The following is a 16,240-nucleotide window of genomic DNA, read 5'->3' as shown; positions in this document are numbered from 1 at the left end:
CTTATGTCTGCAACCAACGAAAAGTCTGCCAGATCCGAAGTGCATGGGCAAAATGCCTTTCCAGCTGCCACCAGCCTGGTGGGCGTGTACGGAGAACAGCTTTTCCGCATTCTTGAGCAAACCAGCAGCGGCTATGTGTTGCTGGATGCTCAGAACCGGGCACAACGCTGGAATGATGGTTATCTGCAGATATTCCCCTGGCTGGCTTCCACCCTCAAAGTAGGCATACCTCTGCAAGCCGCTCTGCAAGCTGCCGCAACAGCAGCCCCGGCCAACGCTGCACCAGCCCTGAACCATATCGCCGAAAGTCATCAAGCCCTGATTGCGCGCCAGCAAGCCAATGCCCAGTTTCAGCTGCCCAATGGACGCAAGCTCAATCTGTCGGCTCACGCCCTATCGGCCAATTACACCGTGCTCGCCTGCAAGGAACTGCTGCCTCATGGCAACGAGGCAGAAAGCCTTTCCTTCTTCGATGTGCTGACCAATCTGCCCAACCGGCGCCTGCTGCTGGACAGGCTGTCCCAAGCCATGATCCAGTCCGAGCGCACGGGCTGGCGCGGCGCATTGCTGACCATAGACATGGAGCCGGTGGCGGGCCCGGCCGCCAGCACGGGAGACAGCCAGTCCTGCCTGGCTCCGCACATCGCACAGCGCCTGCTCGGCTGCGTACGCTCCTGCGATACCGTGGCCAGACTGGATGCCGCGCACTTCGTCATCATGGTCTCGGATCTGTCCCCGGATATCGAAATGACCACGGTGCTGGTGGAACGTCTTGGAGAGCGTCTGCAGGAAAGCCTGAACGGCAGCTACCAGCTCGGCCACAAAAGCGTGATGCTGGAGGCCAATATAGGCGCCACCCTGTTCGGCCCGCACTCCCGCTCCGCCACCGAGTTGCTGCAGCAGGCAGAGGTCGCCATGTACCGTCTGCGCGATGAAGAGGCTCGCGGCCTGCACTTCTTCAGCCCCGAGCAGCAGGTTCCGGCCAACGACCGCAGCCGCATGGAGCATGATCTGCGGGAAGCCCTGCGCCTCGGCCAGTTCGAGCTGCATTACCAGGCCCAGTATTCCGCCAGCGGCGAAGTCAACGGCTTGGAGGCCCTGCTGCGCTGGCGTCATCCCAGGCGAGGTCTGGTACCCCCGAGCATCTTCCTGTCCGTGGCAGAAGAGACCGACATCATCGTTGCGCTTGGCCGCTGGAGCATTCAAGCCGCCTGTGAACAATTGGCCAGATGGAAAGCCGAGCCGCAACTGGACAGGCTGCCCATCTGCGTCAACATCAGCGCCAAACAGCTTCGGCAAGCGGACCTGGCCGAGCAAGTGCAGAGCATTCTCAGCCAGACAGGGGCCGATCCTGCATTGCTGCTGTTGGAACTTTCCGCCCAGACCCTGAGTCCTCTGGATGCGGATAGCGCGAGCAGCCTCAAGCGCATCGGCGCCATGGGTGTGCGGCTGTCACTCGACAATTTTGGTGGCAGCTCCAATATGCAGGAAGCGCTGCAGCAGCTCCCCCTGAACCAGCTCAAGCTCTCGCATTCCCTGGTGCAGCGCCTGGGCCCCAACAATGCCGCCGAGGCCGCCGTACAGGCAGCCATCGCGCTGGCTGCCCGCCATCAGATGACGATCGTCGGCGCAGGGGTGGAGACCCTGGAGCAGCGTGCCCTGCTGGCGCAGCATGGCTGCGAGCATTTCATGGGCTATCTGCTCAGCCCCCCAGCTCCGGTCAGCCAGCTCAAATCCCTGATGCAGCGGCAGGCCATGCTCGGTCTGCAGGAGGCTGCAGCTTGACCTCCATGTTTCAGCCATGAAAAAAGGCTTCGCAACGCGAAGCCTTTTTTCCATTAAGCCCTTGATCGACAAGCAGTTACAGCTATCAATCAAGGAGTGCACAAACTCAATACAGTTGCAGGCTGACCCAGTAGGCAATGGATGCCACAAAGGCGCTGGCCGGAATCGTCAGAATCCATGCCCAGACGATATTGCCTGCAACGCCCCAGCGCACGGCACTCGCGCGCTGCGTGGAACCCACGCCCACGATGGCACCGGTAATGGTGTGCGTGGTCGAGACCGGAACGCCCAGGAAGGTGGCAAAGAACAGAGTCAGAGCACCACCGGATTCGGCGCAGAAGCCACCGACAGGTTTGAGCTTGGTGATCTTCTGGCCCATGGTCTTGACGATGCGCCAGCCACCAAACATGGTACCCAGGCCGATGGCCAGGTAGCAGCTGACGATGGTCCACATGGGAGGCTCGGCATCACCGGCATTGGCATATCCCGTGGCAATCAGCAGCAACCAGATGATACCGATGGTCTTTTGCGCATCGTTGCCGCCGTGACCCAGGCTGTAGGCACCGGCAGAAACCAATTGCAGACGGCGGAACCACTTGTCCACGCGATTGGGACTGGCACGACGGAAAATCCAGGCCACCAGAACCATCATCAGCGAGCCCAGCAGAAAGCCCAGCACGGGAGAGACGAAGATGAAGGCCACCGTCTTCCAGATGCCGCTGGCGATCAGCGCACCTGCACCGGCCTTGGCAATCACCGCACCCACGATACCGCCAATCAGGGCATGCGAGGAGCTGCTGGGAATGCCGTAGATCCAGGTGATGACGTTCCAGGTGATGGCACCCACCAGAGCGCCGAACACGACATGAGTGTCAACAATGCCCGGCTGAACAATACCCTTGCCCACGGTTGCCGCCACACTGAGGTGGAAGACAAAAACCGCGACAACGTTGAAGAACGCGGCAAATGCCACGGCCTGAGTAGGCTTGAGAACCCCCGTGGAAACCACGGTGGCAATCGAATTGGCAGCGTCGTGAAAGCCGTTCATGAAATCGAACAGCAAGGCGAGCACCACCAGCAAAATCACAACCCAGAGGGCTGCCTGTACCGGCTCCATGATCGGGCTCCAGCGAGAATCAGGAATTCTCGAGGACGATGCCCTCGATCAGGTTCGCCACGTCTTCGCAGCGGTCCGTGATGGTTTCCAGCAGCTCATAGATGGCCTTGAGCTTGATCACCTCACGCACATCGGGCTCTTCACGGAACAGCTTGCTCATGGCCGCGCGCATCACGCGGTCGGCATCGCCTTCCAGGCGGTCGATCTCGTCGCAGGTCTTGCTCGCGGCGTCCACAATCGTGGGATCCGAGAGACGGTCCAGCAGCTTGACGGCATCACGCAGACGCTCACAGCAACGCACGCACAGATCGGTCAGACGTGTGATTTCGTCTGTCATGTGACGCACGTCATACAGGGCCATGGTCTCGGCCGAGTCCTGAATCAGGTCGGCCACGTCGTCCATGGTGTTGATCAGCGAGTGGATATGCTCGCGATCCAGGGGCGTGATGAAGGTCTTGTGCAGCAGCTTGGTGACATCATGGGTCACACGGTCGGCTGCGCGCTCGGCGTTGTCCACATCGGCGTTGTATTTTTCGCGCAGATGGGGATCGTTGTAATTTGCAACGAGTTGCGAGAAGGCATGAGCTGCTTCAACGATGCGGTCCGCATGTTGATTGAACATCTCGAAAAAATTGCCTTCGCGCGGCAATAGCTTGCCAAACAGCATGAATGCTCCTTACCGGGGAAAAGAAACCAGGCGACTCACTGCAAAAAAAGTGCATGGTTCCCGGCTTAAACGGGGCGGAGTTTACTCTTGAGTCATTGTGCGTTTCAGCGCGTCTTCAAGACACCCCTTCGGGCACCACGAAAAATAAAATACAAGCTCTTCGCCATGCTAGGCGCTGTCACAAAGCCAGTGATTCCTCCAGACAACACCGGAGAGCAGCAATCCGCCCACCCAACGCGCCGACTCCTTGAGCATGTCACTGAGCCACGCGAAAACGTTCCAAATACTTCTTTTTGTAATAAGCAAATTCTAGTCAATGACAAAAAAGAATTAAAAGGAACTAAAAAGAAATAAATAAAACAATCAAAGAGCCATGAAAAACGTCATTTTTTTGTCATTTTCTTGAATTTAAAGGGAATTAGGGTTCACCCTTGACTGCAGCAGAGCGTCACGGCGAGATAGCGCACGGCGATCGAAAGCGCCGGCAGTCTCGTCGGGGCTTACTCTCCCAGGTAAGCCGCACGCACGCGCGGATCGCTCAGCAAGGTCTGGCCCGGCCCCGTCATGGTGATGATGCCGGACTCCATGACATAGCCTCGATCGGCCAGCGCCAGCGCGCGACTGGCGTTCTGCTCCACCAGCACCATGGTCACGCCCAGCGCATAGACATCGCTGACCACCTCGAAGATCTTGTCCACCATGATGGGCGACAAACCCATGGACGGCTCATCCAGCAGCAGCACCTTGGGCTGACTCATGAGCGCGCGGGCCATGGCCAGCATCTGCTGCTCGCCCCCGGACATGGTGCCTGCCAGCTGATCCTTGCGCTCCTTCAGGCGCGGAAAGATGCCGAACATGCGCTCGATATCCGTCTGTATGCCAGCCTTGTCCTTGCGCGTGTAGGCCCCCATGAGCAGGTTTTCGGTAATCGTCATGCGTGCGAACACACCGCGCCCCTCGGGCACCATGACCAGGCCTTCGGCCACCAGATCCCAGGCACCCTTGCCCTTGATGCTTTGGCCCAGATAGAGAATTTCGCCATCGGCAATCGGCAGACCCCGCGTGACAGCCTTCATGGTCGTGGTTTTGCCCGCACCGTTGGAGCCGATCAGCGACACCAGTTCACCCTGATGCACCTGAAAATCCACGCCCTTGACAGCCTGAATACCGCCATAGCCCACCTTCAGGCCCTTCACCTGCAGCAATACCGGGGCTGTGGATTTGGAGGCCTGCGCCTGTTCCAGCACTTGATCCTGCATCTTCAATGGCCTCCCGTGCCCAGATAGGCTTCAATCACTTTTTCATTCTTCTGCACTTCGGCCGGCGTGCCTTCGGCAATCGGCTTGCCATAGTCCAGCACCGTCACGCGGTCGCACAGGCCCATGACCAGCTTCACATCATGCTCGATGAGCAGGATGGTGCGGTGGTCGTTGCGAATGCGGTCGATCAGCTCACGCAGCTGCAGCTTCTCGGTCGCGTTCATGCCGGCGGCCGGCTCATCCAGCGCAATCAGCTGCGGGTCCGTCGCCAATGCACGGGCAATCTCCAGGCGGCGCTGGTCGCCATAGGACAAGGTGCGCGCCTTGAAGTCCGCATATTTGCCGATACCGACATAGTCGAGCAGCTCACGGGAGCGGGCGCGAATTGCGGCCTCCTCGGCCTTGAAGCCCTTGGTGCGAAACACCGCACCAAGCAGACCGGAATGCGTGCGCACATGACGCCCGACCATGACGTTCTCCAGTGCCGTCATCTCGGCAAACAGCCGGATGTTCTGGAAAGTCCGTGCAATGCCGGCCCTGGCCACCTTGTGCACCGCCGTCGGCTCATAGGGCTTTCCGGCCAGCTCGAATTTGCCGGTGTCGGGCGTATAGAGGCCGGTGATCACGTTGAAAAATGTGGTCTTGCCTGCGCCATTGGGGCCGATCAGGCCATAGACCTGGCCTCTATCAATCTTCATGCTCACACCGGACAGTGCCTGCAAACCGCCAAAGCGCTTGGAGATGTCCGAGACATGAAGGACCGCTGAAGTCGTGCTCTCTGCCATATCAGTTCACATTCCTTGTCTGTGCAGTCATCAGGACTGACGGTCCAGGCTTTTGGCATGCTCGGGCGTGGGCCAGAGGCCGCGCGGACGCATCAGCATGATGACGATCATGGCCAGGGCAATCAGCAACTGACGCAGGATGGACGCGTCGAGGCGTCCATCGGTCATCTGCTGCAGCGGCCCGGCCACATAGCGCAGCACCTCGGGCAGGGCCGAGAGCAGCACGGCCCCCAGAATCACGCCGGGAATATGGCCCAGGCCGCCGAGCACGACCATGGCCACAATCATCACGGACTCCATGAGGCTGAAGGACTCGGGCGATACAAAGCCCTGGAAGGCACCGAACATGGAACCTGCCACACCGCCGAACGAAGCGCCCATGCCGAAGGCCAGCAGCTTCATATTGCGCACATTGATACCCATGGCCTTGGCGGCGATTTCATCCTCGCGAATCGCCATCCAGGCGCGGCCTATGCGCGAATCCTGCAAGCGGTAGCAGATCACGATGGTGGCCAGCACCAGCACCAGAAACAGGTAGTAGTACAGCGTGACGGAAGCGATGTCGTAGCCGAAGATCTCATGACGCTTGGCCAGGTCGAAGCCGAAGATCTTGACCGAGTCGATCTGGCCAATGCCCTTGGGGCCGTTGGTGATGTTGACTGGCTGGTCCAGGTTGTTCAGGAAGATGCGGATGATCTCGCCGAAGCCCAGTGTCACGATGGCCAGGTAATCACCGCGCAGCCGCAGCACCGGTAGGCCCAGCAGCACACCCGTACAGGCGGCCAGCAGCATTCCTAGCGGAATCACCAACCAGATCGAGGTGTGCAGTCCGTTGGGAAACATGGCCACAAAGCCTTCGAAGGTCTCGGCCAGATGCGGCGATGCCATGAGCGCAAACATATAGGCGCCCACGGCATAGAAGGCCACGTAGCCCAGATCCAGCAGGCCTGCGTAGCCGACCACGATGTTCAGGCCCAGCGCCAGCATCACGTAGAGCAGAGCCAGATCGGCGATGCGCACCCAGGCGTTGCCGAAATACTGCAGGATCAGCGGCAGCACCAGCAGGCCTATGCCGCCCAGAATCCAGTGGAGTGTCTTGTTGTTCTTCATGGGCACTCCTCAGGCACGGTCCGCCACACGCTCACCCAGCAGGCCCGAAGGGCGCAGCGTCAGGATGATGATGAGCACGATGAAGGCAAAGATGTCGGTGTACTGGCTGCCCAGCACGCCCCCCGTCAGGTCACCGATATAGCCGGACCCGATGGACTCGATCAGCCCCAGCAGCAGACCTCCCACCACGGCACCGGCCAGATTGCCGATGCCGCCGAAAACGGCGGCCGTGAAGGCCTTGAGACCCGGCAGAAAGCCCATGGTGTGATGGGCCGTGCCATAGTTGGAGGCGTACATGATGCCGGCAATCGCGGCCAGCACGGCACCGATGATGAAGGTCGCGGAAATCACCATGTCGGGCTTGACGCCCATCAGCGCCGCCACACGCGGATTCTCTGCCGTGGCCCGCATGGCGCGCCCCAGCCTGGTGTAGTTGACCAGATACATCAGCGTGGCAAGTGCAATCGCCGTGACCACCAGCACCAGAATCTGCGTGGGCGTGATCACCGCCGTGCCGATTTCATAGGGCGTGGACGACAGCAGTGTGGGATAAGCCTTGTAATTGGGCTTCCATATGATCATGGCCAGGCTCTGCAGCAGGATGGAGACACCGATGGCCGTGATCAGCGGCGCCAGACGCGGGCTGTTGCGCAGCGGCCGATAGGCCACCTTCTCGATCACGAAGTTCAGCGATGCGGCCACCACGCAGGCGATGATGGCGGCTATCAAAAGCATGAGCCAGCCCGGCAGATAGGGCATGGCCTCCTGCATCAGGCCGATGCAGCTCCAACTGGTCAAAGCCCCCACCATCAGCACCTCGCCATGCGCGAAGTTGATCAGCTGAATGATGCCGTACACCATGGTGTAGCCCAGGGCTATCAAGGCGTACATGCTGCCTAACACCAGACCATTGATGATCTGCTGCAGCAAGATATCCATAAGCGCGCTCCCCTTCCCTCGATCCAAGACGGAGACACTGCGAGCCTCTCATCCCGAACGACGGAGCCAGCGATGCCATGGTTCCCCTTCTGCAGTCCGCCGCTTTGTGGGCCGCTTGTCGCAAAAGAGTGAATCGATTCTAGGGAGCTGTTTTCAGGACTCAGGGCCGGGGTTTCCCGTGCGCAGACTCAAAATGCTGCATCGCAACAATTTCATCGGCAATGCAAGTCCAATAAATACAGGCACTTAGTCATGTGCTGCCACTCAATCTAGCGAAAAACCCTGAAAACACCGCAAAAAATGCAGCATTCAACTAGTGCCAGTCTTGCAACACCTGGGCAACTCGCTCTTTACAAGCCTGCCGGCTCGTCATCTTCCGCACGAGCAGCGTCGTTGAGCGCCTTGAGCTCCGCCAGTTTCTGGCCGATCTTGATTTCCAGCCCGCGCGCCACGGGCTGGTAGAAGCCCGGATCTTCCATTCCTTCAGGCAGATAGCGCTCGCCCGCCGCAAAGCCGCCCTCCTCGCTGTGGGCATAGCGGTAGTCCCGGCCATAGTCCAGCTGCTTCATCAGCTTGGTAGGTGCATTGCGCAGATGCAGCGGCACAGGCCTTGTAGTGTCTCCCTTCACAAAGGCCTTGGCCTTGTTGTAGGCCATGTAGCCGGCATTGCTCTTGGGCGCGACGGCCAGGTAGATCACTGCCTGAGCCAGGGCCAGTTCGCCCTCGGGGCTACCCAGGCGTTCATAAGTCGCAGCGGCATCGTTGCACATCTGCATGGCACGCGGGTCGGCAAGTCCTATGTCTTCCCATGCCATGCGCACGATGCGGCGCGCCAGATAGCGCGGGTCGGCACCGCCATCCAGCATGCGGCAAAACCAGTAAAGCGCCGCATCGGGGTCCGAGCCGCGCACGGATTTGTGCAGGGCGCTGATGGTGTCGTAGAACTGCTCGCCGCCCTTGTCATAGCGGCGCATGCGTTCGCCCAGCACCTTGAGCAGCCAGGCATCGGTGATGCTCTGCACCCCGGCCTGCTCGGCCGTGATGGACAGGGTCTCCAGCGTGTTCAGCAAGCGCCGTGCATCGCCGTCGGCATAAGCAATCAGGCGCTCCAGCGCTTCGTCCTCGATCGCAGGAATCGCCTGGATGGCCTGGGCCTTGGCCACAATCTGCTTCAAGTCGTCCGGAGTCAGGCTTTGCAGCACATAGACCGCCGCCCGCGAAAGCAGGGCCGAGTTGACCTCGAACGAGGGGTTTTCCGTGGTCGCTCCGATGAAGGTGAACAGCCCGCTTTCCACATGGGGCAAGAAAGCGTCCTGCTGGCTTTTGTTGAAGCGGTGCACCTCATCCACAAACACGATGGTGCGCTGCTGCAGCAGTCCGCTCTGGGCGGCCTGCGCCTGCTCCACGGCCTCGCGGATGTCCTTGACGCCGCCCAGCACGGCGCTGATGGAGATGAACTGCGCATCAAAGGCATCGGCCATCAGGCGCGCAATCGTGGTCTTGCCCACCCCCGGCGGGCCCCAGAGTATGCAGCTATGCGGGCGACCCGACTCGAAGGCCAGGCGCAACGGCATGCCCTCTCCCAACACATGTTGCTGGCCGATGACTTCGGCCAGAGTGTGCGGCCGCAGGCGCTCGGCCAGGGGCTGATGAGGAATGGCTGAAGATGAGGAGTTGTTGTGCGTAACCATGACCCCTCAAGTATCCAACTCTCCGGCCAGTTGCGCATCCAAATGGGTTGGGGCTGTTTGCACACCGAAGGCAGTCAATACTTATCCACCTTAACCCTTGCATCCTTATCAGAATTTTTCATAAGAGAAAATAGCGTTTCAACGGATTCAATCTCTCCATTAACGAGGCCACCCCTCGCCCCATGGAGGTACTGCCCCCATCCGGCCTGCCAAAAACCAGGCCAGCCAGGCTTGGCAGCGCGCTTAGATTCATTGCGGGCCGCCTCATCTGCGCCGCGCAATGCCTGTGCCTGATAGGGCTACCGCCATCAGCCAGAAATCAATCGAAAGCATCCGCAACTTTCCTTGGCTCCACACTGCTACAGGGCGTGCCAGCGCTGCACGTCTGAGTCTACGCGTATGAAAAAACTCAAGACCTGGGACATTTTTGCCCTCGGTTTCATGACCTTTGCCCTGTTCCTCGGGGCCGGCAACATCATCTTTCCACCCATGGTGGGCCTGGCAGCCGGTGAAAACCTGCTCGGCGCCTCGACCGGCTTTCTGCTGACGGGTGTCGGTCTGCCCCTTCTCGGCGTAGTCGCTCTCGCACGTGTGGGTGGCGGCCTGGACACCTTGACCAGCCCCATAGGCCGCATTGCCGGCCTGGTGCTGGCCGTGGCCATCTATCTGACCATCGGCCCTCTGTTTGCGACGCCGCGCACGGCCACCGTATCCTTCGAGATGGGTCTGGCTCCCTTTGTCGGCAACACACCTGCCATGCTGCTGGCCTTCACCATCGCTTACTTTGTGGCGGTGGCGCTGCTGTCGCTGTTCCCCGGCAAGCTCATGGACAACGTGGGCAAGATCATCACGCCCGTGCTTATTCTGGCGCTTGCCGTGCTCGGCGGCTCCGCCGTGCTGGCCCCTGTGGATGGATACAGTCTCAGCACCGAGGCCTATGCCACGCAGGCGGCCGCCTTTTCCGAAGGCTTTCTGCAGGGCTATCAGACCATGGACGCCCTGGCCTCGCTGATCTTCGGCATCGTCATCGTCAACGCGATCAAGGCTGCCGGCGTGAGCGACAGCAAGCTGCACACCCGATATTGCATCTACGCCGGCATCATTGCCGCGACCTGCCTGGGCCTGGTCTATGTCTCGCTGATGTATCTGGGCGCCACCAACAGCCAACTGGCTGCCAACGCCACCACCGGTGTGCAGATTCTCACAGCCTTTGTACAGCAAACCTTTGGCCCCGCAGGCCTGTGGCTGCTCGCCATCGTCATCATGCTGGCCTGCCTGACCACCGGCGTGGGCCTGATCACGGCCTGCAGCAGCTTCTTCAGTGAGCTGACCGGCATCTCCTACCGCACCATGGTCATCGGCCTGTCGGTCTTCAGTGCAGCCGTAGCCAACCAGGGCCTGGCCCAGCTGATCGCCGTGGCCGTGCCCGTGCTTGTGGGGCTGTATCCCGTGGCCATCGCCCTGATCGCCCTGAGCCTGCTGCATCGCTGGAATCAGCCATCGCGCGTCTACATCCCCGCGATGGGCACCGCCCTGGTCTTCGGCCTGTTTGACGCTGCCAAGGCTGCCAAGCTTGATGCACTGGTGCCCGCCTGGCTGGACAAGCTGCCCGGCGCCGCCCTGGGCATGGGCTGGGTCGCCCCAGTGGTCGGCGTGCTGGTGATTGCAGGCCTGCTGGACTTCGCCATCGGCAACAAGCAAAGTGCCGCAAACGCCACGCGCGCCTGATCACAACAGTCCCCACCAAAGCGCAGCTGGCTGCGCTCCACTCACAAGGGCTCAAACCCGATTCCTGCATAAAAAGGCCTGCGGACACAATCCGCAGGCCTTTTTTGCTGATGCGCGCCGCGATCTTTACTGCTTGAGCACATCGGCCCCCTTGGGCACCGTGAAGTGGAAGGTCGATGCCGGCAGCGAAGCCTGGGTTTGCAGGCCCTTGAACTGCATCAGCGAGCGCTGGCCAAAGCTGTCCTCGATATCCAGCGCAGCCAGCTTGCCTTCGGGTGTGAAGCCTATGCGCACGCTCTTGAGCTGACCGCCTTTCTGCCTGGGGCTGGCCAGCACCCATTCCAGGCCATCGGCGTCAGGCTGGTTGCCCAGCTCGAAATCGGCCTTCAAGGCCTTGAGGTCGGTGGCCGATGTCAGGATGGCCGCCGGTGTGCTGCCCAGCACCTGGGCCTGGGCACGCTCCGTCACCTGATTCAGGTCGGCGTCGTACAGCCACAGCGTCTTGCCGTCGGCCACGATGAGCTGCTCAAAAGGCTTGGTGTAGTTGAAACGGAACTTGCCGGGGCGCTGGAATTCGAAGCTGCCGCTGGACACCTTGGTACGCGCCTCCTGCCCGGACTTGGGTGGCGAGGTCACGGACTGGGTGAAGTCGGCCTTGCCCGCCTGGGCATTCTTCATGAAGGACTCAAGGCTTTTCAGACCATCAGCCATTGCAGCACTTGCACTGCCAGCTATCAAAATTGCAGTCAAAAGACGTTTCATGACTCTCTCTCTTGTGCGTGGCTCACTCGCTGCGGGCCGGAACTAGAACATCGCGCTGCCCACTGGATGTGAGCGAGCTGACCAGACCGGCCTTTTCCATCTGCTCGAGCAGATTGGCCGAGCGGTTGTAGCCGATACGCAGTTTGCGCTGAACGTAGGAAATGCTGGCCTTGCGGTCTTTCAGCACGATTTCTACCGCCTGATCGTAGAGCTCGTCCTTTTCGCCGCCGCCTTCGCCATCGTCATCACCACCCTCGCCATCGACAGAGCCGCCTTCCAGGATGCCTTCGATGTAGTCGGGCTCCCCCTGCTCCTTGAGATAGCTGACCACACGATGCACCTCGTCGTCGGAGACAAAAGCGCCATGCACACGGATCGGCAGGCCGGTACCGCTGGCCATGTACAGCATGTCGCCCATGCCCAGCAGGGTCTCGGCCCCCATCTGATCCAGCACGGTGCGGCTGTCGATCTTGCTGGAGACCTGGAAGGCAATACGCGTCGGAATATTGGCCTTGATCAGGCCGGTGATCACGTCCACGCTGGGGCGCTGGGTCGCAAGAATCAGATGAATGCCGGCCGCACGCGCCTTTTGCGCAAGGCGGGCGATGAGCTCTTCGATCTTCTTGCCCACCACCATCATCAGATCGGCCAGCTCGTCGATCACGATGACGACGTGCGGCAGGCGCTGCAGCGGCTCGGGCTCCTCGGGCGTCAGGCTGAAGGGGTTGGGAATCGACTCCTCGCGCGCCTTGGCCTCGTCGATCTTGCTGTTGTAGCCAGCCAGATTGCGCACACCGAGCTTGCTCATGAGCTTGTAGCGGCGCTCCATCTCGGCCACGCACCAGTTCAGACCGTTGGCCGCCTGCTTCATGTCGGTGACCACAGGGCACAGCAGATGGGGAATGCCTTCATAGACCGACATTTCCAGCATCTTGGGATCGATCATGAGCAGACGCACATCGCGCGCCTCTGCCTTGTAGAGCAGAGACAGAATCATGGCGTTGATACCCACGGACTTGCCCGAGCCGGTCGTGCCGGCCACCAGCACATGGGGCATCTTGGCCAGATCGGCCACCACGGGGTTGCCCACGATGTCCTTGCCCAGCCCCATGGTCAGCAGGCTCTTGGCGTCGTGGTAGACCTGCGAGCCCAGAACTTCGGACAAACGGATCGACTGGCGCTTGGCATTGGGCAGCTCGAGCGCCATGAAGTTCTTGCCGGGAATGGTCTCTATCACGCGAATCGACACCAGGGACAGCGAACGCGCCAGGTCCTTGGCCAGATTGACGATCTGCGAGCCCTTGACGCCCGTGGCAGGTTCAATCTCATAGCGAGTGATCACAGGACCGGGCATGGCCGCAACCACCCGCACTTCCACGCCAAAGTCCTTGAGGCGCTTTTCAATCAGCCGGCTGGTCATCTCCAGTGTCTCGGCAGACACCAGTTCCTGGCGCTGCTGGGCCTGGTCCAGCAGATCCACCTGCGGCAGCTTGCTGTCCGGATGATCGGTGAACAGCGGCTTCTGGCGCTCCTTCACAACCCGGGCGCTGGGCTGGCTGGCCTCCTGCAGCACTGGCTCGATAATCTGCACAGGCTGATGCACCGGTGCAGCAATCGCACCTTCTGTGCGGTCAAACACCACTTCCTCGCGTTCGCGGGCCGCTCTCTTGCCGACAGAGACATCCTTGGCAATTTCACGACGCTCGCGGCCAAACTGCACCATGCCGTCCAGGCGCGCGCCCAGGCCTTCCGCCAGCTTGCCCCAGGAAAAGCCGAACACCATGGCCGCGCCCAGCACGAACAGGCAGATGCCGATCAGGCCCGAGCCGGCAAAGCCCAGCCATTTGAGGGCGTTGAAGCCCATCATGTAACCAAACACGCCGCCAGCGGGGCCCGGCAGCAGGTTCTCGAAACGGTACAGACGCGTCCATTCCAGCGCGCAGCTGGCAATCATCAGAATGGCCAGACCGCCCCAGAACAGAAAGCGGCGGCGCCACAGCGGCATCAGTGCCAGAGGGCTGCCGTCCTTGTTCACCCCGCCACGCATCCAGCGCACCAGCGATGTCACCCAGGTCTGCACGGCGGCCAGCACCAGCCACCAGATGGACATGCCGAAGCCGAAGTAGCAGGCATCGGCCAGCCAGGCACCCACACGGCCCATCCAGTTGTGCACAAACGGCTTTTGCCCGGCGCCCGAAGTGGACCAGGCTGCGTCTTGCGGCGAGTAGGTGAACATGGCCATGAGCCAGAACACCAGCGCCAGCAGGCCGATCAACAGCAAAACCTCCTGACTGAAGCGAATCACTCCATAGCGCGGAGTCGCAGCGCGGGATTTTGATTTGCTGGAAGAAGACGCGTTCGAAGCGTTCAATGTGTATGTCATACGCAGGCGCAAGCTTACCTTAGGCCCTTATCCAAGCGGTGCATTCGGCCAAGACGATCGCTCAGCGTAATGCAAGCACATGCAACAAAACTGCCATACGGCAGCCGGATTCGCTTCATCACTATCATTTTTAACAATTCCGGTGATTAAAAACAGCTGCACGCGCAGACCTTGATCCGGAGCGATACTCCCACATCTTCCCAATGTTTTCATGACCGCGCGCCGGCTGTCGGCCTGCTTTTTTCAGAGTTCCGCTCCATGTCCTCTACCAAACACGCACAAGTTCTCATCCTCGGCTCCGGCCCTGCCGGCTATACCGCAGCCGTATACGCGGCCCGTGCCAACCTCAAGCCCCTGCTGATTACCGGCATGGCCCAGGGCGGCCAGTTGATGACCACCACCGAAGTGGACAACTGGCCTGCCGACGTCATGGGCGTGCAGGGCCCCGAGTTGATGCAGCGTTTTCAGGAACATGCCGAGCGCTTCAAGACCGAAATCGTTTTCGACCACATCAACCAGGTTGACCTCTCCAAGCGCCCCTTCACCCTGACCGGCGACAGCGGCGTCTACACCTGCGACTCGCTGATCATCGCCACCGGCGCATCGGCCAAGTACCTGGGCCTGCCTTCCGAGGAAGCCTTCATGGGCCGCGGTGTCTCCGCCTGCGCCACCTGCGACGGCTTCTTCTATCGCGAGCAGCCCGTCTGCGTGATCGGCGGCGGCAACACGGCCGTGGAAGAGGCCCTGTATCTGTCCAATATCGCCAGCAAGGTCACCCTGGTGCACCGCCGCGACAAGTTCAAGGCAGAGCCCATCCTCGTGGACAAGCTGATGGACAAGGTCAAGGAAGGCAAGATCGAGCTCAAGACCCACTTCACCCTAGATGAAGTGCTGGGCGACCAGAGCGGCGTGACCGGCATCCGCATCAAGAGCACGCAGGATGGCCACACGGAAGAGGTCAAGCTGCAAGGCGCCTTCATCGCCATCGGTCACCACCCCAACACCGACATCTTCCAGGGCCAGCTGGAGCTGGAAAACGGCTACATCGTCACTCAAGGCGGCCTCAAGGGCTTTGCCACACAGACCAGCGTGCCCGGCGTGTTCGCCGCCGGCGACTGCCAGGATCATGTCTACCGCCAGGCCATCACCAGCGCCGGCACCGGCTGCATGGCGGCCCTGGACGCCCAGCGCTTCCTGGAACAGGAATCCTGATGACGCCAAGGCGCTTCGGCGTTTGAGCGATTGTTAGCGCATGTTCGGCGCAAAAGCCCTTGGGTTTGGCCAGTTTTGGCCGGCACCAGGGGCTTTTTTGCGAAAACGCTATAATCGCAGACTTTGCTGAATTCCAGGTTCGCGCTTTACCGTGCTTCGGGACTTCCGCAATCGGGCTACCGCCACCCATTACAAACTGGCGAGGTGAGGTTGTCGGCACCTCCTGCTTCTGCAGGATTCCAGAGCCGGCGGCCGATTCAACTATCGGAGTGTCCCAATGGCACGCGTATGTGAAGTTACGGGCAAGAAGCCCATGGTGGGCAACAATGTTTCCCACGCCAACAACAAGACCAAGCGTCGTTTCCTCCCCAACCTGCAATACCGCCGCTTCTGGGTGGAGAGCGAAAACCGTTGGGTGCGCCTGCGCGTTTCCAGCGCTGCTCTGCGCCTGATCGACAAGAACGGTATCGACTCCGTGCTCGCAGACATGCGCGCTCGTGGCCAAGCTTAATTTCCTGAAGGAGAAACACCATGGCTGCTAAAGGCGGACGCGAAAAGATCAAGCTGGCTTCCACTGCTGGTACCGGTCACTTCTACACAACGACCAAGAACAAGAAGACGATGCCTGAAAAGATGTCGATCATCAAGTTCGACCCCAAGGCTCGCAAGCACGTCGAGTACAAGGAAACCAAGCTGAAGTAATTCGGCCTGTTTCTTGAAAAACCGCCTCACGCAAGTGCAGGCGGTTTTTTCATGCCTTTGCGACTCCTGTCGCGGCGCGAGAGCTGACGCAGCGACCCTC

Annotated in this window: 14 protein-coding genes; 5 read left to right on the top strand and 9 right to left on the bottom strand. The window is 60.4% G+C overall.

The genetic code is table 11. The features are described 5' to 3' along the window. Positions 1-3: 3 nt before the first annotated feature. The gene (locus AAIL67_RS05225) at positions 4-1,785 is read left to right on the top strand and encodes a bifunctional diguanylate cyclase/phosphodiesterase (protein WP_224649918.1); all 1,782 of its coding nucleotides are present in this window, start codon (positions 4-6) and stop codon (positions 1,783-1,785) included. A 106-nt stretch (positions 1,786-1,891) separates the two neighbouring features. Here the strand turns inward: AAIL67_RS05225 and AAIL67_RS05220 are convergent, their stop codons facing one another. The 7 genes from AAIL67_RS05220 to AAIL67_RS05190 form a co-directional block, all read right to left on the bottom strand. Then, positions 1,892-2,902 (bottom strand): inorganic phosphate transporter, encoded by a 1,011-nt coding sequence (locus AAIL67_RS05220; protein WP_003067849.1) that lies wholly within the window; start codon positions 2,900-2,902, stop codon positions 1,892-1,894. 19 nt (positions 2,903-2,921) lie between these two features. Further along, positions 2,922-3,569, bottom strand: coding sequence for a DUF47 domain-containing protein (locus AAIL67_RS05215; protein WP_003067851.1), 648 nt, complete (start codon positions 3,567-3,569; stop codon positions 2,922-2,924). Positions 3,570-4,069: 500 nt separating this feature from the next. Further along, positions 4,070-4,828 (bottom strand): ABC transporter ATP-binding protein, encoded by a 759-nt coding sequence (locus tag AAIL67_RS05210; RefSeq protein ID WP_034356547.1) that lies wholly within the window; start codon positions 4,826-4,828, stop codon positions 4,070-4,072. Between the two features lie 2 nt (positions 4,829-4,830). Next, entirely contained in the window at positions 4,831-5,613 is a 783-nt protein-coding gene (locus AAIL67_RS05205) for an ABC transporter ATP-binding protein (protein WP_003067855.1), read from the bottom strand. A 30-nt stretch (positions 5,614-5,643) separates the two neighbouring features. Continuing rightward, positions 5,644-6,723, bottom strand: coding sequence for an ABC transporter ATP-binding protein (locus AAIL67_RS05200; protein WP_003067856.1), 1,080 nt, complete (start codon positions 6,721-6,723; stop codon positions 5,644-5,646). Positions 6,724-6,732: 9 nt separating this feature from the next. Further along, positions 6,733-7,662 carry a branched-chain amino acid ABC transporter permease gene (locus AAIL67_RS05195; protein ID WP_343483509.1) on the bottom strand — a complete coding sequence of 310 codons (930 nt, stop codon included), beginning with the start codon at positions 7,660-7,662 and terminating at the stop codon, positions 6,733-6,735. 350 nt (positions 7,663-8,012) lie between these two features. Continuing rightward, entirely contained in the window at positions 8,013-9,353 is a 1,341-nt protein-coding gene (locus tag AAIL67_RS05190) for a replication-associated recombination protein A (RefSeq protein ID WP_034356539.1), read from the bottom strand. A 399-nt stretch (positions 9,354-9,752) separates the two neighbouring features. Here AAIL67_RS05190 and brnQ point away from each other — a divergent pair, with 399 nt between their 5' ends. After that, on the top strand, positions 9,753-11,081 hold the full coding sequence (gene brnQ / locus AAIL67_RS05185) for a branched-chain amino acid transport system II carrier protein (protein WP_343483508.1): 1,329 nt from the start codon (positions 9,753-9,755) through the stop codon (positions 11,079-11,081). A 126-nt stretch (positions 11,082-11,207) separates the two neighbouring features. On the opposite strand, the gene lolA is transcribed toward brnQ, so the two are convergent. Together lolA and AAIL67_RS05175 are read right to left on the bottom strand one after the other, a co-directional pair. Next, entirely contained in the window at positions 11,208-11,843 is a 636-nt protein-coding gene (gene lolA / locus AAIL67_RS05180; RefSeq protein ID WP_012837199.1) for an outer membrane lipoprotein chaperone LolA, read from the bottom strand. A 22-nt stretch (positions 11,844-11,865) separates the two neighbouring features. Beyond that, complete coding sequence (locus tag AAIL67_RS05175) at positions 11,866-14,226, bottom strand: DNA translocase FtsK (protein ID WP_034356532.1); 2,361 nt, start codon at positions 14,224-14,226, stop codon at positions 11,866-11,868. Positions 14,227-14,484: 258 nt separating this feature from the next. Between AAIL67_RS05175 and trxB the strand changes: the two genes are divergently transcribed. From trxB to rpmG, 3 genes are all read left to right on the top strand, one after another. Continuing rightward, complete coding sequence (gene trxB / locus AAIL67_RS05170) at positions 14,485-15,438, top strand: thioredoxin-disulfide reductase (protein ID WP_043003440.1); 954 nt, start codon at positions 14,485-14,487, stop codon at positions 15,436-15,438. 277 nt (positions 15,439-15,715) lie between these two features. After that, positions 15,716-15,949, top strand: a complete 234-nt coding sequence (gene rpmB / locus AAIL67_RS05165; RefSeq protein ID WP_003058229.1) for a 50S ribosomal protein L28 — start codon at positions 15,716-15,718, stop codon at positions 15,947-15,949. Positions 15,950-15,969: 20 nt separating this feature from the next. Further along, positions 15,970-16,140, top strand: a complete 171-nt coding sequence (gene rpmG / locus AAIL67_RS05160) for a 50S ribosomal protein L33 (protein WP_003058233.1) — start codon at positions 15,970-15,972, stop codon at positions 16,138-16,140. Positions 16,141-16,240: the final 100 nt, after the last annotated feature.

It is taken from the genome of Comamonas sp. A7-5 (assembly GCF_039581385.1).
GTDB lineage: Bacteria > Pseudomonadota > Gammaproteobacteria > Burkholderiales > Burkholderiaceae_C > Comamonas > Comamonas thiooxydans.
Note: the sequence above shows the minus strand (reverse complement) of the source record. Positions and strands in the feature narration are given on the sequence as shown.

Coding starts and splice junctions, on each gene's coding strand:
- AAIL67_RS05195 (WP_343483509.1), bottom strand. CDS start 7,662: ATGGATATCTTGCTGCAGCAGATCATCAATGGTCTGGTGTTAGGCAGC.
- lolA (WP_012837199.1), bottom strand. CDS start 11,843: ATGAAACGTCTTTTGACTGCAATTTTGATAGCTGGCAGTGCAAGTGCT.
- AAIL67_RS05205 (WP_003067855.1), bottom strand. CDS start 5,613: ATGGCAGAGAGCACGACTTCAGCGGTCCTTCATGTCTCGGACATCTCC.
- AAIL67_RS05225 (WP_224649918.1), top strand. CDS start 4: ATGTCTGCAACCAACGAAAAGTCTGCCAGATCCGAAGTGCATGGGCAA.
- AAIL67_RS05175 (WP_034356532.1), bottom strand. CDS start 14,226: ATGACATACACATTGAACGCTTCGAACGCGTCTTCTTCCAGCAAATCA.
- AAIL67_RS05215 (WP_003067851.1), bottom strand. CDS start 3,569: ATGCTGTTTGGCAAGCTATTGCCGCGCGAAGGCAATTTTTTCGAGATG.
- rpmG (WP_003058233.1), top strand. CDS start 15,970: ATGGCTGCTAAAGGCGGACGCGAAAAGATCAAGCTGGCTTCCACTGCT.
- brnQ (WP_343483508.1), top strand. CDS start 9,753: ATGAAAAAACTCAAGACCTGGGACATTTTTGCCCTCGGTTTCATGACC.
- AAIL67_RS05200 (WP_003067856.1), bottom strand. CDS start 6,723: ATGAAGAACAACAAGACACTCCACTGGATTCTGGGCGGCATAGGCCTG.
- AAIL67_RS05210 (WP_034356547.1), bottom strand. CDS start 4,828: ATGCAGGATCAAGTGCTGGAACAGGCGCAGGCCTCCAAATCCACAGCC.
- rpmB (WP_003058229.1), top strand. CDS start 15,716: ATGGCACGCGTATGTGAAGTTACGGGCAAGAAGCCCATGGTGGGCAAC.
- AAIL67_RS05190 (WP_034356539.1), bottom strand. CDS start 9,353: ATGGTTACGCACAACAACTCCTCATCTTCAGCCATTCCTCATCAGCCC.
- trxB (WP_043003440.1), top strand. CDS start 14,485: ATGTCCTCTACCAAACACGCACAAGTTCTCATCCTCGGCTCCGGCCCT.
- AAIL67_RS05220 (WP_003067849.1), bottom strand. CDS start 2,902: ATGGAGCCGGTACAGGCAGCCCTCTGGGTTGTGATTTTGCTGGTGGTG.